The organism is Bacillus xiamenensis (assembly GCF_000300535.1).
Lineage (GTDB): Bacteria > Bacillota > Bacilli > Bacillales > Bacillaceae > Bacillus > Bacillus xiamenensis.
Genome location: NZ_AMSH01000001.1, coordinates 146,337 through 169,855 on the forward strand (window position 1 = coordinate 146,337; position 23,519 = coordinate 169,855).

General features: G+C 40.5%; 18 protein-coding genes. All 18 read right to left on the minus strand.

Annotated elements, in window-relative coordinates:
• Window positions 1-71: 71 nt before the first annotated feature.
• Window positions 72-1,010 carry a sugar-binding transcriptional regulator gene (locus BA1_RS00745; protein ID WP_008354654.1) on the minus strand — a complete coding sequence of 313 codons (939 nt, stop codon included), beginning with the start codon at window positions 1,008-1,010 and terminating at the stop codon, window positions 72-74.
• Between the two features lie 151 nt (window positions 1,011-1,161).
• Window positions 1,162-1,941: an RNA polymerase sporulation sigma factor SigG gene (gene sigG / locus BA1_RS00750; protein ID WP_008354657.1), complete on the minus strand. Its 780-nt coding sequence runs from the start codon at window positions 1,939-1,941 to the stop codon at window positions 1,162-1,164.
• 143 nt (window positions 1,942-2,084) lie between these two features.
• Window positions 2,085-2,804 carry an RNA polymerase sporulation sigma factor SigE gene (gene sigE, locus BA1_RS00755; protein ID WP_008354658.1) on the minus strand — a complete coding sequence of 240 codons (720 nt, stop codon included), beginning with the start codon at window positions 2,802-2,804 and terminating at the stop codon, window positions 2,085-2,087.
• 58 nt (window positions 2,805-2,862) lie between these two features.
• The gene (spoIIGA, locus tag BA1_RS00760) at window positions 2,863-3,792 is read right to left on the minus strand and encodes a sigma-E processing peptidase SpoIIGA (RefSeq protein ID WP_008354660.1); all 930 of its coding nucleotides are present in this window, start codon (window positions 3,790-3,792) and stop codon (window positions 2,863-2,865) included.
• Window positions 3,793-4,042: 250 nt separating this feature from the next.
• Window positions 4,043-8,359, minus strand: coding sequence for a S8 family peptidase (locus BA1_RS00765; RefSeq protein ID WP_008354662.1), 4,317 nt, complete (start codon window positions 8,357-8,359; stop codon window positions 4,043-4,045).
• A 300-nt stretch (window positions 8,360-8,659) separates the two neighbouring features.
• Window positions 8,660-9,805, minus strand: coding sequence for a cell division protein FtsZ (gene ftsZ / locus BA1_RS00770; protein WP_008354664.1), 1,146 nt, complete (start codon window positions 9,803-9,805; stop codon window positions 8,660-8,662).
• A gap of 33 nt (window positions 9,806-9,838) precedes the next feature.
• Window positions 9,839-11,161, minus strand: a complete 1,323-nt coding sequence (gene ftsA / locus BA1_RS00775; protein WP_008354665.1) for a cell division protein FtsA — start codon at window positions 11,159-11,161, stop codon at window positions 9,839-9,841.
• A gap of 159 nt (window positions 11,162-11,320) precedes the next feature.
• Complete coding sequence (locus tag BA1_RS00780) at window positions 11,321-11,689, minus strand: small basic family protein (protein ID WP_003210988.1); 369 nt, start codon at window positions 11,687-11,689, stop codon at window positions 11,321-11,323.
• Window positions 11,689-12,414, minus strand: a complete 726-nt coding sequence (locus BA1_RS00785; RefSeq protein ID WP_008354667.1) for a DUF881 domain-containing protein — start codon at window positions 12,412-12,414, stop codon at window positions 11,689-11,691. Before BA1_RS00785 ends, BA1_RS00780 begins: the two co-directional genes overlap by 1 nt.
• Window positions 12,415-12,434: 20 nt before the next feature.
• Window positions 12,435-13,124 (minus strand): DUF881 domain-containing protein, encoded by a 690-nt coding sequence (locus BA1_RS00790; protein ID WP_008354670.1) that lies wholly within the window; start codon window positions 13,122-13,124, stop codon window positions 12,435-12,437.
• A complete protein-coding gene (locus tag BA1_RS00795; protein ID WP_008354671.1) occupies window positions 13,121-13,900 on the minus strand; it encodes a cell division protein FtsQ/DivIB in 780 nt (259 codons plus the stop codon). The genes BA1_RS00790 and BA1_RS00795 overlap by 4 nt, the downstream gene beginning before the upstream one ends.
• Before the next feature lie 131 nt (window positions 13,901-14,031).
• Window positions 14,032-14,943, minus strand: coding sequence for a UDP-N-acetylmuramate dehydrogenase (murB, locus tag BA1_RS00800; RefSeq protein ID WP_008354672.1), 912 nt, complete (start codon window positions 14,941-14,943; stop codon window positions 14,032-14,034).
• Between the two features lie 31 nt (window positions 14,944-14,974).
• Window positions 14,975-16,069 carry an undecaprenyldiphospho-muramoylpentapeptide beta-N-acetylglucosaminyltransferase gene (gene murG / locus BA1_RS00805; RefSeq protein WP_008354675.1) on the minus strand — a complete coding sequence of 365 codons (1,095 nt, stop codon included), beginning with the start codon at window positions 16,067-16,069 and terminating at the stop codon, window positions 14,975-14,977.
• A 198-nt stretch (window positions 16,070-16,267) separates the two neighbouring features.
• Window positions 16,268-17,368, minus strand: a complete 1,101-nt coding sequence (gene spoVE, locus BA1_RS00810) for a stage V sporulation protein E (RefSeq protein WP_008354677.1) — start codon at window positions 17,366-17,368, stop codon at window positions 16,268-16,270.
• A gap of 60 nt (window positions 17,369-17,428) precedes the next feature.
• Window positions 17,429-18,775, minus strand: a complete 1,347-nt coding sequence (gene murD / locus BA1_RS00815) for a UDP-N-acetylmuramoyl-L-alanine--D-glutamate ligase (RefSeq protein ID WP_051009091.1) — start codon at window positions 18,773-18,775, stop codon at window positions 17,429-17,431.
• A gap of 9 nt (window positions 18,776-18,784) precedes the next feature.
• Window positions 18,785-19,759: a phospho-N-acetylmuramoyl-pentapeptide-transferase gene (mraY, locus tag BA1_RS00820; protein WP_008354681.1), complete on the minus strand. Its 975-nt coding sequence runs from the start codon at window positions 19,757-19,759 to the stop codon at window positions 18,785-18,787.
• Between the two features lie 135 nt (window positions 19,760-19,894).
• Window positions 19,895-21,370, minus strand: coding sequence for a UDP-N-acetylmuramoyl-L-alanyl-D-glutamate--2,6-diaminopimelate ligase (locus BA1_RS00825; RefSeq protein ID WP_008354683.1), 1,476 nt, complete (start codon window positions 21,368-21,370; stop codon window positions 19,895-19,897).
• A 211-nt stretch (window positions 21,371-21,581) separates the two neighbouring features.
• Window positions 21,582-23,501, minus strand: a complete 1,920-nt coding sequence (locus BA1_RS00830) for a stage V sporulation protein D (protein ID WP_008354685.1) — start codon at window positions 23,499-23,501, stop codon at window positions 21,582-21,584.
• Window positions 23,502-23,519: the final 18 nt, after the last annotated feature.

Sequence of the window (23,519 nt, forward strand, 5' to 3'; positions counted from 1 at the left end):
CTAAAATCGATAAATTTTTCAATCTTTTTGAGTCTAAAGACTCAAAAAAACTACCTAATCGGCTTAGGTAGTTACTTTAATAAGGCATCTCCAGTTTGTTCATCCGTAATTAATACATGAATTAATCCACCTTCTAATACCGCCCTTATCGCTTCAATTTTTTCTTCTCCTCCAGCGACACCAATAACAAGCGGGATCTCTTTCAGCTTTTTCGGGCTGATTCCCATCACTCGGTCGTTCCACGGATGCGGATACACCTCGCCTTTATGATCAATAAAGTTATAACAAATGTCACCAGCTACATCCTTCGCTTCGAGGATATCCTCCTCACCGCTTGTCATGTAGGATTTCACCATTGTTGAATGCTGCGGAACCCCGCCAATTCCTACAACGGCAATATTTGAAGATTCTCCAAGTTTAATGACTTTTTTGATCGACGGCTGCCTAATCAACACTTCTTTCGCTTCTTTCGTATCAAGCATGACAGGAACATGTAAAAACTCACATTTTGATTTGAGTGCTTCAGAACATCTGCCAATTATGTAATTGGCGTGGATATCTACATCTTCATTCCCGACACCTCCGACAAGCGGAACAAATGTGACAGATGGAAAATGTTGAACAGATGTAATCGCTTTCGCCATTTCATGCAGCGTTGTCCCTGAGGAAAAGCCGATGACCTGTCCATCCTTCATGACCTTTAATAAAAAGCCCGCAGCCGCAGCTCCGATCCTGCTTTTTGTTGTTTCTTGGCTGAGAGATTCAACGCATACGACTTCTCGTAGTCCGTATTTTCGCTCTATTTTTCTTTCTAACGACCCATATTGTTGATTGACTTCATCATGAATAATGATTTCCACGATTCCTGCTTCACGTGCTTTTGCCAAATATTTCGATATGAGCGAACGGCTAACTCCCACAGCTTCTGCAATTTTAGATTGAGTGGCGCCTTCTTCATAATACATATGCGCAACCTTTATGAGCAGCCTTCTTTCATCATGGAATGTCATAATAACCCTTCTTTCCGCTGATCTGTTCCCTAACAAATGATATTTGAAATAACATTTGTTAAAGACAGATTAAATGAAAAAAATAACCGAGTCAATACTAGAGAGATGTTCTCTAAGGAGAATGAAAAAAGCCGCACATCAAGCGGCGGCTTTAATAAATGTTTTTATTCATTTGTTTGATGGCTGCTTTTTCAAGCCTTGATACTTGCGCTTGAGAAATTCCGATTTCTTCAGCCACTTCCATTTGTGTTTTACCTTGGAAGAAGCGTTTGCGAAGAATCATTTTTTCTCGATCATTCAATCTGCGCATTCCCTCTTTTAAGGCCAATTCTTCCACCCATTGTGTATCTTTGTTCCGCTCATCACTAATTTGATCCATCACATAAATCGGATCTCCTCCGTCATTATAGATCGGTTCAAACAAAGAGACAGGATCTTGAATCGCATCTAGGGCAAAGACAATTTCCTCATGAGGGACTTCTAACACTTTCGCAATGTCTTCTGCCGTTGGCTCCTTGCTTGTCTCACTAATCAGTCTCTCACGGACTTGAAGCGCCTTATAGGCAATATCTCTTAGTGAACGAGACACCCGAATTGGGTTGTTATCACGCAAGTATCGACGGATTTCTCCTATGATCATAGGGACCGCATAAGTTGAAAATCTGACATTGTGGCTTAGATCAAAATTATCAATTGATTTCATTAATCCGATACAGCCTACTTGGAAGAGATCATCAACATACTCGCCTCTGTTGTTAAAACGCTGAATCACACTTAAAACCAACCGCAAATTGCCATTGACTAGCTTTTCTCTTGCTGTATCGTCACCTTCATCTTGCAGCTGTCTGAATAATTTTCTCATCTCGTCGTTTTTCAGAACAGGCAGTTTGGACGTGTCGACTCCGCAGATTTCCACTTTATTTCTGGACACTTTTTTCCCTCCCTACAGGAGCTGTTGTACAAAGTTCAGTATCTCCGTGGGATGGAAAAATATGCACGAGCGATCACAAGAAACATGCGGGAAAATGGAGATCCCTTTGACAGCGCAGGGATAGAGCTTTCAAAAAAATTTTTTTAGACCATCTTATTAAATTCTTTTTGCAATCGTTTAATAATTCTTTTTTCGAGCCTTGAAATATAGGACTGAGAAATCCCGAGCATGTCGGCAACATCTTTTTGGGTTTTTTCTTCACCGCCAACTAAACCGAATCTCAGTTCCATGATCTGTTTTTCACGATCGTTTAATTGTTCTAACGCTTTTTTCAGTAATTTTTTATCGACATTTGCTTCAATATCTCGGGTGATAATATCATCATCTGTCCCAAGTACATCTGATAAAAGCAATTCATTTCCGTCCCAGTCAATATTAAGCGGCTCATCAAACGATACTTCTGAACGGGTTTTATTATTCCGGCGCAAATACATCAAAATCTCATTTTCAATACATCTGGAGGCATATGTTGCAAGCTTGATCTTTTTTTCCGGATTAAATGTATTCACTGCCTTAATGAGTCCTATGGTTCCAATACTAATTAAATCCTCAATATTAATGCCTGTGTTTTCAAATTTTCTTGCGATATAGACCACTAGCCGCAAGTTTCTTTCAATTAGGATGGCTCTTGCCGTTTGATCACCTCTTGGTAATTTGACAAGCAATTCTTGTTCTTCATCCTTTGATAATGGCGGCGGCAGTGCCTCACTCCCGCCAATATAATAAATTTCATCACTCTTTAGCCCTAGCTTCATGAGGAGTTTATACCAGTAGTAAGTGAGTTTAAATTTTAATTTTTTCATCTTCTTCTCCCTTCTAAATATCAAGTTGACCTCGTAAGATAAAAGACATCATCAAAAACTACGACACCCCTTGTATGATTTTCCCGTCTAACAGATCAGGATGAATGATCGATTGAAATTCCTGATCTGCTGATAATCGGCTTAGACTGATCCCAACAAAGCACTTAGCTGGCTGAATCATATGTGTTTTTGTATAAAGGACGACCGTATCTGGTTTTATGCATAGTAGAAACCCATGATCATGCCCAACTGCACGATATGGAACAAGTCTTAAACGATCAAGCAGCGGGAAACGATCATCAAGCTTTTGCATCACTTCCACAGGATGAGACTGTTTCATTTGTTCGATAAATGGCTCTCCGCAAATAGACGTTAACTGATCGAGCTGGACGATCATGACAGGCGTTTTCGTTATAGGATCATACAGCTGATTGCCAGAATCAACGAGTCCATTTAAACGGATTGTCTCTCCCTGAATGTAGATCTCGACAAGCACTTGTTCATCATGCTGTCTTTTTTTCGCACCAACCTCTCCTAATCTTTTCTTTGAAAACAGCCAAATGGCTGGGAAACCGGTAAGAACAAAAAGCCAGCTAATAGGATCACCAAATCCATCATTTCGTGAAATAAGCAGTCCATCTTGAATGACTGTGTTTGTCTGCAAGAACGAATGAACTCCGATCATGCCTCCTCCCATCAAAAATGTGACAAAGTAAAAAGCAAACAGATTTTGAAAAAAGGAACGAAATCTTTGAAAACCAAAGGTTCCAAGCACGATCAAGATTGAAAAGAGTAGTTTGCCTAAAGGGTGCGACACAATCATTGCAAACGGTGTAAAGAGCAAGAGAACAATGCTCGATCCAATGAGAGCTCCTAACATATATCGCCTTTTTTTCACTTGTCGTTTGAGAATAAATGCCGTGAGTAAGAGCAGCAATAGATCAAAACAAAAGTTTAACAGCCAAATCACATCTAAATAAATGACCACCTTCTGCTCCTTTCATCTGAAACAAAGAATCAAAAGCAGTACTTGCACTTGTTTGTACCAGTATAAAACAGTCATAAGATGGAAGTCTGTCAATTCTTGTTGGGGATGATAGAGAACTTTTGGTGGATTGTTATTGTTTTTGTCGAGGAATGAATGTGAGGGAACAAAGAACGATTTCTCGGACAAGTGTTGAGCCGATGGTTCACGACAAAAAAGACACGCTCTGAAGAGTCGTGTCTTTTGCTGATGATTATTTTTCATTGATGGTTAATTTTCCTGCTGCCTTTTCCCTTGTAACATTTCCATACTCATCTTTTACAATGACTTCAATCACTGCACCTTTTGCTTTTGCAGCAGATGTTGCCGTCCAGTAGCCTTCATATGTTCCCGGTGCCACTTCACGAATCGGCAGCTCGGTTGTGTTTTGAAGACTTGATCTAGCATTGGTCAGCGGCATATGAATGACAAAAGTTGCTTCTAGCTTTTCCCTGCTTTCAAATGAAATTTTAACAGATTCACCTGATGATAGTGTGCTATCCTCTTTTGGGGTCAGCTTAGAAATGACAGGCGCGTCGTACTGGACATCAATGTCGACTTTTTTAGTTGTTTTGTTTCCAGCCGCATCTTTCGCTATCACTTTTATTGTATTTTCCCCGTTCTCAAGCAACACTCTTGCAGCATATTTCCCATCTTTGACTGTCGCTTTCTTTCCGTTGACCGTGACTTGATCAAGATGATCGTCCGCCACTTTTCCTTCTACGGTGAGCGATTCTCTATTGGTTTTTTCACCTTTTTTCGGTGTATCAATGGTCAAACTCGGCGCAGTTTGATCAATGATCACCTTGACCGGTTTGGACTGTTTCGTTGAGCCTTTATCTGTTACAGTCGCTGCCGTAAACACATGCTCCCCGCTTGAAACAGATACATTTTCTTTAAAAATACCCGACGAACCAGCTTTGACTTTGGCGACCTCTTCATCGTCTTGATAAATGGCCACATCAAGTCCAGGAGAAGCTGTGCCTTCAATCTCCAATTCACCTTTATTTGTGATTGTTCCCGTCTTTGGAGATGTAATCTCTGGCACATCAGCTTCATAGTTCACGAGCGCACGAATCATATAATTCCCCTCTTCTTTTGGAGAAGGAGAAAAGGCTCCGCTCGTCAGCTGCCAGCTTCTTTCAGCATTTGGCCCATCTTCATCTGTTGCAAGCCCAGGAGATTCCGTATTCTTTTTCGTTTGAATGTAGACAAGATAGAAATCTCCATCCACTGTAATGGCTTGATCTTCTAAATCTACTTTTGTCCATTCACCATTACGCAGTGCATTTGCTTTTAGTGGTCCTGCGATTTTCTCACCCGGTGCTCCACCTTTCCCTGAAGCATCATACACTTCAACGGCAAATTCATCGCCTCCAGGTGCTGGCCATTCTGATGTCCAGAAACGGAAAAGACCACCTGTGACTTGTGCTTGTTTCTTTCCCTTTTCCAGTGAAAACTTCACAGCCCAGCCATTGCCAGGATCGTAGAAAGCCCGCGCATTTTCGGCCGTTCCATCATCGTAGCCAATCTCTCCAGGAACGCCAATAAAAGGCTCAAGTTTCACTGACTTTTCAAACGGCTTTTCTGTGACATCCGCTGTAAACGAATATCCTTTAAAACCTTTCGCAAACACTTTGACTGTATAGACGCCGCTTAACGCTTGTAGAGAAAATTGACCGGATTCATCTGTTGTCACCGGCGCAATTTTGGCGTCCTCTACAAGATAAACAGTAGCATTCTTTACTTTGTCACCTGTTGCTTCATTGACAACCGTACCAGATATCGTTCGTTTCGCAAGTGGCTGTAAGGAGAAATTCGCTTCGGCTTTTTCATTTGATGAAACGCTGACTTTTTGGGTACGTGATTCAAAGCCGTACGCTTCAGCCTTCACTGTCCATTCACCCGCTCCTTGAGAAAGCTGATATCTCCCTGTCGCTTCATCAGTGTAAGTTGATTTCCCGCTTTCCAGAACACTGATTTGTGCCTTCATAGGAAGCGCCTTAACGGAGGGTCCATCTAGACTTTTATCTTTTTTCATATGTGTATGTTTTTCTTTTACTTTAGCAGGCTTTGCACTTTTCGGATTGACTGATTTCTTATTTTGGCTTGCAGACTTTTCTTTTTTGATCACGCCAAGTTGTTTCTTTGCTTTTTGAGGCAATGCTTGATCTGTGATGTTCACATCATCTAAATAAAAACCATCTTTTGTGACACTGCCATCCGTTCTTAGCTGAAAAATGACTCTCACCTTTTGACCTTGATAAGCAGATAGATCTACCTCACCTGCTGTCCATGCATTTGTTTTTCCTGTATAGGCTGCTACTTGAACAGCCTCTTCCCCCTCAGGCTGGACATGGACATGCACATAGTCATAATTGGCTTCAAGATCATGCCAATATTGATATTGTAAATAGGAAGAACCAGACTCTGGTACAGCAATTAGCGGCATCGATAAAGCGGCGTCGGTTTGATTTTCATAAGGACTGTCTAAGTTTGTGGCATAAACATGTTGCCCCGTAAATGCTTGTTTCGGACCTGTGGTCGGTGTTCCCCACTGCCACGGATCTTTTGTTCCACCACTGAACCATCCGCTTGGCCACGCTTCAAAATCTTGCGTGTACCCCGTAGTAATGGATGTTCGAATCGGGAGCGTATAAGGGTCTGATGCCGCTTCATTTTCTCCAAAATCCTTCACAATCCAGCGATAAGTGACGTTCTCACCCTCAAGTTCAGGAAGCTGGACCACATAGGTTCCTTTTAAATGATTTCCATCCGTTCGGTTGGCTTGGAGCGTCTCCCATTCACCTTGATCCACTTGGTAGATCAAGGATACATTTGTCACAGCTACTTCATCTTCCGCTGTGATCGTCAGTGGTGTTGGCGTTGCAGCAAAGATTTCATTCGGTCCTTTATGTGAAAAAACAGGCGGCTCTGTATCTTCCCCCTCTTTTGTTACCTGACCTTCAATCGTACCAATTCCATCGGTTAATGCGGTAATCGCTTCTCTTGCATCAACTAGTCCTGCCCCATAGCCATTGTTAGGGGATTCTGGAAACTGCTGATCTGTCAGGGGCTTCGCTGTATCCATGAGAACTTGCTCAATCTCATCAACAGAAAGATCTGATTGCACTTGGCGAAGAAGTGCCACAACAGCTGAGACATGCGGACCTGCCATTGAGGTGCCATTCCACCCGCCTTCATACCCTTTTCCTGGGATCGAAGAACGAATGTTTACACCTGGCGCAGCAATATCTGGTTTCATTACGCCATATGGAGAAGGACCTTGCAGTGAGAAAGACCCTAGCTTGTTGTCCTGATCTGTTGCACCTGTTGCAAAGGCTTCTGGGTAGTTAGCGGGATTTGCGATTGATCCCTCGCCCCCCGTATTAAATACATCGGTATTGCCAGCTGAAAACTCTGGAAAGATGTCCGCTGCTCTCCAGGCGTTGACCACATCTTTATACCAATCATCAAGACCTGGCCCACCGCCCCAAGAATTATTCACGACATCGGGTGCCTTTTCTGGATGCGGATTTCCATCCTTATCCTTCGGTGCTAAAATCCACTCACCTGCATCTAACAGATCAGCATCTGTCCCGCCATTTTCTGAGAAAGCTTTCACTGCGATCCATTTTGCTCCCGGTGCGACCCCGATTTGATTCTTTCCATCTGGCTCAGAGCCAACCATCGTTCCTGTCACATGTGTCCCATGCTCTAAGTCATCGTATGGGGCCTCAGATCCTGTCGTTGCATCGTACCAATTTAATTCATGAGATGGTTCATTTGGACGAGACGGATCAAACCCGCGGTATTTTTCTTTTAAAGCAGGGTGATCCCATTCCACACCTGTATCAATACTTGCAACAACTGTACCAGTACCGTCATAGCCTAAAGCCCACGCTTCTGGTGCATGAACTTGAGAAATATTCCACTCAATTCCATCGACTGCTTTGATTGGTTTGTTTTGCTTCGAACTCTTCAAATCAACAGGACGATGAATTTGACGTGTCTCATTCGGCAGCACTTGATCTACTTCTGGAAAAGAAGCGACCTTTTCCATGACCTCTTTCGTTCCCGTAACAGCTAGACCATTCACAATATAGTAGGAATGAATATCTTTCACTTGCTTGTTCTTTTGTTCCTTTTGTAAATACGCTAGCAGTGCTTGCTGCGTTTCATGAGATGTTGCTCTCAGCTCAGATACAACGGCTGACCTTTTTGTATACTGCGTTTTAGCAGCTGTTAATTTCTGCTTTTTGGCTTTTGACACAGCTTCTTTCGCTACTTTTTGCGCATTTGTTTGTGCCTTCATTTTGACTAAAAAGGTCAACATGTCTTCCTGTTGAAACTGCTTCTTTAATCTAGAAGAAATCTTTGCTTGTGTTGTCTTAGAGGAAACAGCTTCCTCCTGATATGAGGTAGAAGTCGATTTTGCTTGAACCATCCCAAAGCTTGTCATCGTTAAGGTACCAATCACCAAAAGACTCATCAAACGATAGACGGCGGTTTTGCGAAATTTCACTTTCAATAAAATCACTCCTCCTCAAATGGTCAAACCGTGTGTATCCGGATCCCCCCTTTTTTTCATCATGACAAGATTCATGGTGTTCTATTTAATGTAGTCAAATAAAGGTCAACATTTTGTCGTTTTTTGTAAAGGAAAACAAAAATGATTCTTTCGACTTAATCTATGTAAGTCAAAGCACATAAGATAGATACAATGATTCATACACTCCCAAGACTTTTCTATCAGATGAACACTGGTTCTTTCTATATTTAGACATAAAAAATCCCCTTCCAATGGAAGGGGATGAGTCGTCGTGCTTGATTAACGTTTGTTGCGGTTACGTAAGAACGTTGGGATATCCAGTGTATCATCACTTGATTGTGTATGTTGTCTTGGCTGTGCTGATGTTTGCTGATGTTCCTCACGTTTGACTTCACGCTTTTGTGGAATGGATTGATTTTGCTTTAATCCTTGTCCTAATGGATTTCTTTGAGGTTTTGTCACTTCCGGCTCTTGCTCAATAAAACCGGTAGCGATCACTGTGACCACAATTTCATCCTTCAAGTTATCATTAATCACTGATCCAAAGATCATGTTGACATCTTCATCAGAAGCGGATGCCACAATATCAGCTGCTTCTTGTACTTCATAAAGGCTTAGGTTCGTTCCACCCGTAATATTCATGATGACACCTTGTGCCCCATCAATCGCCGTTTCAAGAAGTGGTGAAGAAATGGCTTTTTTCGCTGCCTCAGCTGCACGGTTTTCACCTGTTGCAACGCCAATTCCCATAAGAGCTGAACCTTTATTCGACATGATTGTTTTCACATCAGCAAAGTCAAGGTTAATTAAACCAGGTGTGGCAATTAAATCTGAGATCCCTTGCACACCTTGTCTTAACACATTGTCTGCTGCACGGAATGCTTCAAGCATTGGCGTGTTTTTATCAACAATTTCAAGCAAGCGATCGTTTGGAATCACGATTAATGTATCAACCGCTTCTTTCATAGAAGCGATACCTTCAACTGCTTGAAGCTGACGCTTTCTTCCTTCAAATGTGAAAGGACGAGTAACGACTCCTACTGTCAATGCCCCAGAATCTTTTGCGATTTTCGCAATGACAGGTGCAGCTCCCGTACCAGTTCCACCGCCCATACCAGCTGTCACAAAGACCATGTCAGCGCCTTTTAATACTTCTTCAATTTGTTCTTTGCTTTCTTCAGCAGCTTTTTTACCGACCTCAGGATTCGCACCTGCTCCAAGCCCTCTTGTCAGCTTAGCACCGATTTGCATTTTTGTTTCTGCTTTTGATAGATTTAACGCCTGTGCATCTGTATTCACTGCAATAAAATCGACACCCTGTACGTCATTTTCGATCATTCGGTTGACTGCGTTATTTCCGCCTCCACCTACTCCGATTACTTTAATTGATGCTAGGCCGTCTATATTTGTTTCAAACTCCAACATGCTGAATCCTCCTAATCCGTCGAAAATCTAATTCTATTCCCAGAACATATTAAATAGTTTTTTCATTTTGCCCGGTTTTTTATTTGTCTCTTGTTGTACTTTTTGTTTTACTTTCGGTCTTGGCTGAGCTTCTTTTACTTGTGATGTAGAAGAAACCGGCTCCATGGACGCGCCTACTTCATGAAACGCTTCATCCGGCATTTGGAATCCAACCTGTCTGCCCTGAATCTTTGCATTGCGATAAGCAAAGTGGATTAACCCTACTCCTGTCATATATTGAGGCTCTCTCACCCCAATATAATTAGGACTTGCGATTCTCACATTGTTTTGCAAGACGGTTTGTGCTAGAGAAAGGATGCCTGGTATAGCTGCCTGTCCACCTGTTAGAACAAATCCGCCAGGCAAATCATGGACACCCATATTTCTTAACTCCTCTGCCACAAAGAGCAGAATCTCTTCCAGCCGTGCTTCAATGATATTGGCCGCTTCAAGTTGTGTATACGTCTGTTTTTGGTCAGTACCGATGACGGAAACTTCAAAAGTTTCCTCAGACGATGCCTCATCATAGAACGCATGTCCAAATTGTTTTTTGATTCGTTCAGCTTCTTCAGTGGAAGTTCTAAGTCCTATAGACAAGTCTTTTGTAATGTTCTCTCCGCCCAAAGGGATACTGTGAGTAGAATAGAGATGCCCGTTTTCAAATACGGAAATCGTAGTAGACCCTCCGCCAATATCGACAAGAGCTACCCCTAGATTTTTTTCATCTTTCGATAACGCTGCTGATCCCGATGCAAGTGGCTGCAGACATATATCCATAATTTCAATTCCAGCTCGCTCTACACATCGGAGCCAGTTATGTAGAATCGTTTTAGAGCCTGTAATTAACGATCCATCCACCTCTAGCCGAACACCAAGCATTTTTTTCGGATCTGTGATCTCATCTCTTCCGTCAACAATAAATTGTCTCGGAATGACGTCTATTACGAGATGTTCTTGAGGAATAGATACTACCTGTGCAGCATCCAAGACACGTCTCACATCTTCAGCATGTATTTCTTTGTTTTCACTAGACACTGCGACCACGCCGCTCGTATTCTGAATATGAATGTGGTTTCCGTTAATTCCGACAATCGCCTTTTGTAAAGGAAAACCTACCATTCTCTCAGCCTGTTCAAATGCTTGTCTAATAGAATGAACTGTCTCATCTATATCAACAATCGATCCTTTTTTTAACCCCTCTGAAGGGACATTTCCAACACCTATAATGTTAAGCGAATCATCCGCCATTTCTCCGACGATAACTTTTATATTGGATGTACCGATGTCAAGGCTGACGTAAATTTCATTGTTGTTCATTCTATGGCACCTCCTCACATATCAATACTTTCTATTCTATTATTTGCTGAACAACAATACAATGAATGTGTTTTTACAAGTGTGTAACAAAACTTAAAAAATCAACATTTATTATTAGGATTACTGAAAATATTCGTTACATCATATGTATATCCTTTTTTATGACTCACTTTTTTTCTTTTTTTCTCTAGAAATTGTCCATTTTGTTAGTAGAATTCTTCGAATAACGGCTATATTTTGAAATAATCTAACGCCGAATGCAAACATTCCGACTAAATACAAGTCTACACCAAGATGGACGCCCAGAAAAGCTAAACTTATTGCGAGTATAATATTAAAGAAAAAGCCTGATACAAACACTAGTTCATCGTATGCCCCTTGCAGATGTGCCCTGATTCCACCAATTAATGTATCAAGCGCAGCAAGTACAGCGAGGGAAAGATAGTTAGAATACTCATTCGGTATCGTAAAATTTGTTAAGAAACCGATCGCAACTCCTATGATTAAACCAAGTACAGGAAGCCACATTAAGATTTTCCCTCCTTTACATCGTCAAGAGGCTTCAATTCGTTTAATTGAATTGTACCGTCATATGCTTTTAAATGAATTTTGTCTTTTGGCTGGCTAATACTCAAGCTGAAATTTTCCTGAGCGAACAAATCGCCAATATCTGATACATTTAAACGGCTGTATAGTTTGTCTGCCTGCTGGCTGATGATCTTAATACTGACTGTATCACCATCTATACTGTAGCCATCCATTTTCGTCGTACCATTAATATCTCGAATGACACTTGTATTAATCACCCGGTGGTCATTAATGGACATATGTTTTGCCCCAAACATATTGACTTCGTTAATTAATTTTTTCAGAAGATCCGGCGGTATATTTTTAACTTCTTCTCCGGTAAGATCTTTTGAAAAAAGCTGAGTAATTTCAACTTCAATTCCTTTTCCCGTTACCTCTGTAAAACCAGCTTTTTCTTTTAAATCCTTCAACGTTTTTGTTAATTGTGTTTCTTTTGATTGATCTTCATGATTACTATACTTCTTTAGCATTTCATCATATTTATCAATTTCTTTCAGTAAATCCAATTCTTTACTTTTAGATGCAGATAAATCCTCTCTTAATTCCCAAACGTCGCGAGTATCACGAATTTTAGGCTTTTGTAAAGAGTTAAATTGGATGGAGACCATGATGCCAAATATCACCATCAGGACTGTCAAACTAAGTAATGGCTTCTTTTTCCTCAACACCACTCACCTTTTCACTTTTAATCTTTATTTCGTAAAAGAGGATTCATACGAATATCCTTTTTTTCAATCGTCAGGGAAATATGATCACTTGTCAGCTGATCAACCACTCCGCCTGCAATATTTAATGCAGGTATTAACACAGCTGGATCACCAATAGCAGAAATGACAAATGGTGCTGGATGCTGAATGCCGTCAACTGTGACGACTGGGCCGTTACAATGTATGTATGATTGGTGGGTGATTCTTTGTCCGTTAATGGCTACAGCAGATGCCCCTGATATAAATAGTTCGTTTATCACATGGAAAATGTGACTCTCATGCACAATGTAATTATTGACATTTTGTCCACTTGGGATATAAGATGCATCTTCAAGGGATACTTTTACCCCTTTCCCTTTTACTCCTATTTCTCCTGTAAACATTCTGTATTTCTCAACATCTTCCAAAACATTAAAGAACTGCTCTTTTTCATTTTTTAAACTGGACTCTGTTACTTGAACCTTTGATTGAAGACGATAAAGTTCTTTTTCAAGTTTATGATTCGCCTTTTCTTGCTTTGTCAGCTGACTTTTCAAAGAATATTCTTTTTTCCATTGTTCTGTTCGACTGACATCTGCTTTATGCTGCTTTGTATATTGGTATGAAAAAGAAATCAGAAACCCAAGAACAAGCATTACAATTGAGAAAATGACTGTTTTGCCTCTCAACGTTCATCTTCCTTTTTCTTAGATTTAAACGCTTCAAAATACGTAGCGACTTCCATATGAATAGTGCCTTTCTCAGATGACGAAAGTTCTTTGACAATAGCCGGATAGGTTGTCATTTTATCTGCGAATGTTTTAATAGATGCAAGGACGGTGTTTCCGTCATTCATATAAAATTTAACGAGCCACTGATTTGAACTTGTCGGCACATAATATACTTCTGAGATGAGTTCCTGAATAGAAGCTGGCAGTTGATTCAAAGATCTAACTGTTTGCTTCAACTTCTCTTTGTTGTCCCAATCAACAAAAATAGGTCCTGCATCACTTGGCGTGACTTCATCTGGTAAGGCTGTCCCATTTTCAAGAAGCTCATAATAAAAATTCCCCTTTTGAAGATATGCAATATTTGCATATTCTTTTACAGCAATACTGACCTTATTTGGGAAATGTTTTTTAATACTGACACTTTTAATCAGTTTATTTTGCTTAATATGGTCTGCTGTCAAATCTTTATTTAAATTCCAAAACTCTGTCTCGCCTTCTTTAATTTTTGAAAGTTTCACGAGCTGTTTTGTTGGTACATGTTCATTACCTGTAATCGTTAGAGAAGAAATTTTACTGATTGGTGTTTGCAAATAAACAATAATTAAAATCATGATAAAAAACAGCAGGATAAAAGAAATTAATCTCCGATTCGCTTTCTGCTTTCTTTGTTCTTTAATTTTAGGGATTCGCTCTTCTATATTGACGATCTTTTCATTTTCATGATCAGGCCGCATATATACTCTTCACCTCATTCAAAGCTGCTTGTCCGCACCTTTGGATCATTCTTTATTTTGATTAGAAAACAAACGGCATTCTTTCATGCCGTTTGTTTTTCTGTGAAGCCAGCATTCATAAAAGGTAGCCTTTAATTTGCTTCACCAATAATTTCTACTTCTGTATGCATATCTACATTGTAGTCATCTTTGATTTTCTTTTGAATGTACTGAATTAAGTCCAGCACATCTTGAGCTTTGGCGCCACCAGCGTTGACAATAAAGTTTCCATGCATATCGGAAATTCTTGCTCCGCCAATCTGATACCCTTTTAGATTCGCCTTTTCTACAAGCTGTCCTGCATATTCTGGTAATGGATTTCGAAAAATACTACCGGCGCATGGTTTATTATAAGGTTGCGTTTCCTTGCGATAGTCTTTATTTTGCTGCATTTGCTTTGTGATTTTTTCGCGTTCGTCCTGCTTGAGCTTGAACACTGCTTCAAGAACAATACCAGGACGTTTCTTTTGAAGTACAGAAGTGCGATAGCTAAAGTTCATTTGCTCATTTGTTAACCACTCGATGGTTCCATCTTCAAATAAGACTCTAGCTTTCACAAGAATTTTGCTGATGTCAGATCCATGTGCCCCTGCATTCATATAAACAGCACCACCGATAGAACCTGGTATACCCGCTGCAAATTCCAATCCTGAAAGACCTTGCTTACTAAGAGACGTTGCGAGTCGTACAACGGAATAGCCTCCGCCAACTGTAATTTCTTCGCCATTTACAGTTAAATGATCAAGCCCAGCGCCCAGCTTCAGAACTACACCGCGAATTCCTTTATCAAGTACAAGTAAATTGGACCCTCTCCCTATAACCGTCCAATCTACGTGATGTTTTCTCACCAGATCCATAATTGTTTTGACTGCGTCGACATCTTTTGGAATGATGAATAGATCTGCCGGCCCGCCTATTTTCATTGTCGTATGATTTGCAAGCGGTTCATTTTCAAGTACTTTACCAACTTGCGCTTCTAATAATTCATTCTTCAAGTTCTCCATATTACCCTCCGCCTTACCTCATATCATTGAATCATGAAGTCGTAATTTCTTTTAACACATTATATAAACGTGCCGCCGCATCTGGCACTCCGAGTTCTTTCGTTAGACGGCTCATTTGATTTAGTCTTTCTTCATTACCTGCAATTTCATCAATTGCATGCAGCAAACGATCTGCAGAAAGCTCTGATTCTCTTAAAACGATAGCAGCATCATGTTTTTCGAGTGATCTCGCATTAATTTCCTGATGATTTGCTGTCACGTATGGACTTGGAATGAAGATTGTTGGAATTCCAAGAGCTGTCACTTCAGCAATCGTTGTGGCTCCCGCTCTTGCAACAATGACATCAATCGATTTCAGGTACTCCGGCATTTGATGCAAGAAAGGCTTTGTAACCATATTCGGTGCTGCACCTTTTTCCTTTAATTCATTCATGACTTTTTCATAATGAACCTCGCCAGTAATATATAAAAGCTGGTAGTTCTTTTTCTTTAATTCATCTTGCATCTCAATGACTGCTTTATTGATTGGCGCTGCACCTCTGCTCCCGCCAAAAATAAGAACCGTTTTTTTCTTCTCATCTAGCCCAAACTCTTTAAGAGATTTCCCCTCTTTAATAGAGACGACTTCAGAGGCCCTTGGGTTTCCCGTAAAAACAACCTTTTCAGAAGGAAAATGTGCCTTTGCTTCTTCAAAACAGATGGCTACTTTTTGAACATATCTCGCCAAAAACTTATTTGTGATGCCTGGCAGGCTATTTTGTTCGTGAATAATGGTCGGGATTTTCAGCTTAGAAGCCGCATAAACAACAGGACCACACACATAACCACCTGTTCCAATAACAGCATCTGGCTTAAACTCTTTTAAATAAGATTTGCTTTTCTGAACTCCCTTTAGAAATCTCATCACCGTTTTTACATTATCAAAAGAAAGCTTTCTTTTAAAACCTGTGATTTCTATTGACTTGAAAGGGATATTTTCTCTTTCTACAATTTTCTTTTCAAGTCCATTCTCAGTACCAATATATAAAAATTCTACATCAGGATGCAGTTTTTTCACTTCTTTCATAAAAGCTAGAGCCGGATATATATGTCCGCCTGTTCCGCCTCCACTGATTACTATACGCATTATACCATTTCCCCTCAATTTTTTTCTGCTCTGAACAAAGTATAAACCCTGTTTTAAACAACAGGGCTCCGTTAAAACCTGTAAAGAAGAGTCAAACATCATGTTTTTGAAACAGAAACTGCCATTTTCACTCTTCAAATCATTTTTTTATACTTTTGCAAATTAAAAGTCTATATGGTTTCATGAATAAGCAGCAAATTAATATCTAGCGTACCTACTTACATTCAAAAGTACGCCAATTGCCATCAGCATTAAGGTCAGTGATGAGCCGCCATAACTTAAGAATGGGAGTGTGATACCCGTCACAGGAATTAGACCGGTGACAACTGCGATATTAATCATTACTTGAATGGCAACCATTGAAATGATGCCGACTGCTAAGAAACTTCCATATAAGTCTGGTGCACCAAGTGCTATTCGTATACCTCTCCATAATAGAACACTAAAGAGAAGCAAAATGAGCGATCCACCTATAAAGCCAAGTTCTTCAGACAATATTGCAAAGATAAAGTCTGTTTGAGGCTCCGGCAAATAGAAGAATTTTTGTCTGCTTTGACCTAGCCCCATTCCGAACAGACCGCCTGGGCCAACAGCGTATAAGGATTGAATAATTTGAAAACCGCTGCCTAGTGGATCTTCCCAGGGATTTAAATATGAAGTAATTCGTTTTATTCGATAGGGTGCTGATAAGACAAGTGCAGCAAATCCGCTGAGCCCTAAAAGACCGAGAAAGATAAAGTGAGCGATTCTCGCACCTGAAACAAATATCATAATAATACAAGTTCCAACCATAACCGTTCCTGTTCCCAGGTCCGGCTGCAGCATAATGATGGCAAATGCAGAAAACACAATGCCTAATGCTGGGGCAAACCCTTTACGGAAGGACGTGATATTCTTTTGCTTTTCAGATAAGAATTTTGCAAGAAACGCAATCATCGCAAGCTTCATAAATTCAGAGGGCTGAATACTAAACGCACCGACACCGATCCAGCTTCTTGATCCATTTCTCTCCATACCGACACCTGGGATCAGTACGAGCATGAGGAGTAGAAAACAAACAGCAATCAATATCTTTGACCAAGTCCGCCACGTCCAATAATCAACTCGCATAATGAAAAACATCGCGATAACTCCGATTCCGGCAAACAAAAGCTGTCTTTTTGCAAAATAAAACGAATCATCAAATTTATACGATGCCCACACAGCACTTGCGCTGTACACCATAATTAAACCAATCGTCAATAAAAGTAACGTAATGACAACAAGCAAAAAATCCGGAGAAGTTTTCTTATTCGTCAAGAGACCGACACCCCAAGCATAATTTCATTTGGGCTGTCAGTCATATTGAGAGACAAGCCCTTATTTAAGCATATGCACGGCGTTTACAAACATGTCTCCACGTTCTTCAAATGTTTTATGCTGATCCCAGCTTGCACAAGCCGGAGACAATAAAATCACGTCTTCTTCTTCAGATATGCTAAACGCCGCAGGTACTGCTTGTTCAACATTATCGACATGTTTTACGTGATGTATTCCCAGCTCTTCACCAAGCTTCACAAACTTAGGTGCAGTCTCACCAAATGTGATAATTCCTTTCACATTCTTCATAAAAGGTTTCAATTCATCAAATTCATTGCCTCGGTCGAGTCCGCCTGCCAGTAAAATGGTCGGCTGCTTAAAGGCTGACAAAGCTTTACTTGTTGCCAGTATATTGGTCGCTTTACTATCATTATAAAATTTCCTACTTTGAATTGTATCCACAAACTGCAAACGATGCTTCACCCCGCTAAATGTGGTGAGAACATTGGCAATCGCTTCGTTTGAGCAGCCTGCACTTTTCACAACACAAATAGCTGCTAAAATATTTTCTTGATTATGCTCACCAGGAAGGACAACTTCCTTGAGGTCAATGATATGTTCATTCATATAATAGATAGCACCGTTTTTAATAAAAGCACCATGTTCTACTGGCTCTTTTACTGAGAAAAACACTTTTTTCGCCTTTGAACATTCTGCTAGTTTGACAACAGATGGATCATCTAGGTTGATCACAGCGATGTCATCTTCTTGTTGATGTGCATACACTTTCTGTTTTGCTTTTTCGTATTCTTCACGAGTGTGGTGATAGTCTAAATGTGCGTCAAAAATATTTAATATTAAGCTGATTTTGGGTCTAAATTCCACAGTTCCCATTAACTGAAATGAAGAAAGCTCAGTCACGATCCATTCATCGCCTGCTGCATTAGCAGCAACTTCACTAGCAACCGTGCCTATATTACCTGCTACCAATGTTTTCTGGCTGTCTTTTTTCAGCATTTCATAAATCAATGTAGTGGTCGTCGTTTTCCCATTCGATCCGGTAATCCCGATAAATGGAGATGAGGTCAAATGATAAGCTAACTCTATCTCAGTCCAAACTGGAATCTTTCGGCGAATTGCCTCTTGAACCATTACATTCTCATAAGGAATTCCAGGATTTTTAATTAAAATTGTAATTTCTTTATCATCGAACATACGAAGAGGATGACTGCCACAAATGACATCAATCCCTTTTTCAGAAAGTAACTGAGCAGGATCATTCTCTTCAAAAGGCTTTTGATCATTTACCGTCACGTTTATTCCGTGTTCGTGAAGAATTGAGGCTGCCGCATATCCGCTTTTTGCAAGGCCTAGTACTAGTACATGTTCGTTTTTTAACATTTGCATCTTATTCAATTATAACCACACCTCAATGTAAATTCCTAAAACAGCAAGTAACAAACCAGCTGTCCAGAAGGTGACAACCACTCTCCACTCAGACCAGCCAACTAACTCATAATGGTGGTGAAGCGGGCTCATCTTAAAGATTCTTTTTCCCGTTGTTTTAAAGGAGATGACTTGAAGGATAACAGATAACGTTTCAACAACAAACACTCCTCCAATAATGACAAGTAACATTTCAAGTTTCGTTAAAATCGCAATAGCTACAATGGCCCCGCCTAAAGCAAGTGATCCTGTATCTCCCATAAATACTTTTGCAGGATGTGCGTTAAAGACAAGGAAACCAAGGACTGCTCCAGCTACTGCTACTGAAAAGATTGCCACATCATACTGTGATTGATTCCAAGCCAGTATAGCAAAAGCTCCAAATGCAATAGCAGCTGTTCCAGATAATAGACCATCTAGTCCATCTGTTAAGTTGACTGCATTAGAACCACCGACAAGCATGAAAATGACGAGGATAAAATATGCCCACCCTAAGTCAAAGCTGACATCTGTTCCTGGAATACGTATCGTCGTTGCAAACTGGTAATAATGGAAGACTGCATAAAAAATCACAGCAATCACAATTTGACCAATCAATTTCTGTTTCGACGTTAATCCAAGATTTCGTTTCATCGCTACTTTAATATAATCATCTAAAAATCCTAATAAACCGTAGCCAAGGGTAACAAATAACAGTAAAAACATTTCCGGACTAATTTCAGAGAATTTGTTGATCATCACAATCGTTGTAATTGTAATAGAAAAGATGATCATAATTCCGCCCATTGTCGGAGTACCTGATTTCTTTTGGTGAGACTGCGGGCCTTCTTCTCTAATACTTTGACCAAATTTAAGTCTTCTTAAAAACGGAATAAAAATCGGGGATAAAAGAACACTGATTAAAAATCCCATTATGATTGTAAACAATATCACCTGTTCAAGCATTGTTCTTTACTCCTTCCGAATTTCCAAAGCCGTTTCCCGTCAGAAAATAGCATTCATTATTATGATATTCATTCGTGACTTTCATATGTTGTTTTTGTACAAAATGCTTCATTTCATTACACTCTTTTCATCATTTTAAGATTTGTTTAGATCTAAAATAGCGTCCATTGCAACCTTTGCATCATCAAAGTCATAGACTTGATCGCCAATAATTTGGTACGTCTCATGACCTTTTCCCGCTATTAAGACTGTATCGCCTTTTTTCGCATTGGCAATGGCAAAAAAGATGGCTTGTTTCCGATTCACAAAGCTATGGTAATACGCTTCTGGTACTCCATTTTCCATGTCTTTTAAAATAGCTGATGGGTCTTCACTTCTTGGGTTATCTGATGTAAATACAGGCTCATCTGCATATTTCACAGCGATTTGAGCCATCTGTGGGCGCTTGGTTTTATCACGGTCCCCGCCGCAGCCGATCACACAGAAAATTCTACCTTCCGTTAATTCTCTACACGTTGTGAGTACATTCTCTAAACTGTCAGGTGTATGCGCGTAATCAATGATGACAGGGAAGTCTTGGTCACAGTTCACAAGTTCAAAGCGTCCTTTGACTCCCTCAAGATCTTCAATTGCACTGACAATCGTTTCAAACGTTAAGCCGGATACGATCCCTACTGATACAGCAGCCAGAATGTTATACACATTGAACTTCCCAATAAGGGCAACTGTCACATTTTTTGTGCCGATTGGAGTGATCAAATCAAATTGTGTTCCCTTTGGGTTGATTTGAATGTTCTTTGCCATTACATCTGCATCTTGCTCTATGCCATACGTCGTGATTTCAGCAGCTGTGACTTTTTCAAAATAACTTGAAACTTCATCATCTGCATTTAAAATGGCATGCTTCGGCTTATCGTGCTGAAAGGCACTCCCAAGCTGGGAGAATAGTAAGCTTTTTGCATGTTTATATTCTTCCATTGTGTTGTGGTAATCCAGATGATCTTGACTAAGATTTGTAAAAACAGCAATATCATAATCACACCCATGAACACGGCCCATCTGCAAAGCATGCGAAGATACTTCCATAATAGCCGTATCTACATCATGATCAAGCATCTGTTTAAAAGTCTTTTGAAGAGTGACGCTCTCAGGTGTTGTATTTTTGACGTCGAGAATGTCATCATTCACCTTCATATACATCGTCCCAATTAAGCCTGTTTTCTTTTCGGCTTTTCTCATCATTTGTTCGACCATGTGTGTTGTTGACGTTTTCCCGTTTGTTCCTGTGATACCGATTAGATGCAGCTTATGAGTTGGCTGTCCATAAAAGGCATCAGCCATTCTTGCAAGTGCTCTTTGAGAGTGTTTTACAATAATGACTGGTACCTCTGTTATGTTAAGTGGGCGTTCTGCTACAATCGCTGCAGCCCCGCTTTTCACCGCTTTTTCAGCGTAATCATGTCCATCTACTGTATAGCCTTTTATACAGACAAAGAGACTCCCACTTTTCACTTCTCTTGAATCCATTTCAATAGAAGTGATTTCAGGGTTTTCATTTATTAATTCGTTGTTTTCACTTTTAAAGTATGTAAGGAGTTGTTGTAATTTCATTTCATATCAAACCTCTCAAATTCGTTCAAGTGCATGTCTTGTGAAAAAAACACACAGTCTATATTTTATCGTAAAAAAAAGGATACATCCAGCGTATTCCTTAAGTTTCTCTTGGAAAAAACACACTTTGTGCTCTTTTTTGATAGCGACCCTTCTCTTTCAACAAAAAGAGGCAGCCGAATGAGTGCGGCTACCCTCTGTTCATTCTTTATTATTCATCGTTTAAGTATAATCGGATCGTTGAGCCTTCTTTGACCTTTGTTCCGGCCGCAGGCGATTGCTTCACCACTTTGCTGCCAGATCCAGAAGCGTCGATCTTTAAATTAATCAGGAGTGATTCAAGATCAGAAACAGATCCTCCTACAAGATTCGGTACTTCAATGGTTTTTGTGTCCAGCCACTGATACTTCTTTTCGATTTGTCCCTTTCTTTTTTTCACACCCATTTCAGGCAGGCTGTCTCGCATAATATGGCCGACAATTGGTGCTGCCACTGTACCACCAAATTGGATGGTGCCTTTTGGGTTATCCACTGCAACGTACACAACGATGCTTGGGTCATCAGCAGGTGCAAACCCGATAAACGACACGATGTGGTTATTTTCCATGTACTTCCCGTCTTTTACTTTCTGTGCCGTTCCTGTTTTCCCGCCGACCCGGTATCCTTCAACGAAAGCATTCCGGCCAGTTCCTTGAGCCACTACACTTTCAAGAGCATATCTGATTTCTTTTGACGTCTCAGCTGAAATGACTTTCTTCTTGGCAATCGGTGATTGCTTTTTGACGACCTCTTTTGTAATCGGATCTATCCATTCTTTTGCAATATAAGGTGTGTAAAGCGTCCCGCCATTTACCGCAGCAGCTACTGCGGCCACTTGTTGGATCGGCGTAACGGATACACCTTGACCAAAGGCAGTTGTTGCCTGCTCTACAGGACCTACACGATCAAGCGGGAACAAAATTCCTCTTCCCTCCCCTTGAAGATCGATTCCTGTTTTTTGACCAAATCCGAAATCTTTAATATAAGAAAATAATTGATCTTTTCCAAGACGATCGCCTAGCTCGACGAAGCCTGGGTTACAGGAGTTTTGTACCACTTCTAAAAACGACTGTGACCCATGTCCTCCTTTTTTCCAGCATCTGAGCCTTGCGCCATCAACTGTCACAGAGCCACTGTCAAAAAAGTGGTCACGTTTTAAATTCACTTTGTTTTCTTCTAATGCTGCTGCCAGCGTAATGATTTTAAACGTTGATCCTGGTTCATATGTGCTCCACACCGGTAAATTTCGGTTAAACACTTTTGGATCAACAGATTGGTAGTCAGCTGGATCAAAATCAGGCCTGCTTGACATCCCCAGTACCTCACCATTTTTTGGGTTCATGGCAATGGCGATCATGCCATCTGGGTTATATTTTGCCTGCGCATTATCTAATTCTCGTTCAATAATGGTTTGCACTTTCGAATCGACCGTTAATTTCATATCAAGTCCATCTTTAGGCGGTGTATAATCATCTGCTTCATCTGGCATTTTCTGTCCCTTTGCATCGGAATAGAATTTCACAGATCCTTTTTCACCTTTTAAGTCATCATCATAGTAAGCTTCAAGTCCAAGCAATCCTTGATTATCAATTCCAGCAAAGCCCAAAACATGGGACAAGAAACTTCCAAAAGGGTAATGTCTGATGCTGTCTTCTGCCACATAGACCCCATCTAAATCAAGCTCTCTTACCTCTTTTGCCTTTTCATGAGATACTTTTCTGCCCTCTGGAGAAATTCGCTCTATTGATGTTTTCTTGGTGACGTGCTTGTACGCTTTCTCCTCCGACATATTCAGCACTGCTGCCAGCTTTTTGCTTGTTTCTGCTGGGTCTTTGATCTGCCGCGGTACAACTAAAATAGAGGGAGCACTTTTGTTCGTCGCCAGCTCTACACCATTTCGATCCAAAATATCTCCTCGTTCCGGCTCAAAAGGGAGATTACGGCTCCATGAATCTTTCGCTAAGCTTGTCAGCTTCTCACCCATAATAAATTGTACATATCCTAATCTAGTATCTATGATGAAAAAAATGATCACCCCAAACAGCAGCACGAAAAGCAATCGTTTTCTCACTGTTACACTTGACACTCGCACGCCCGGTTCACTCCTTAC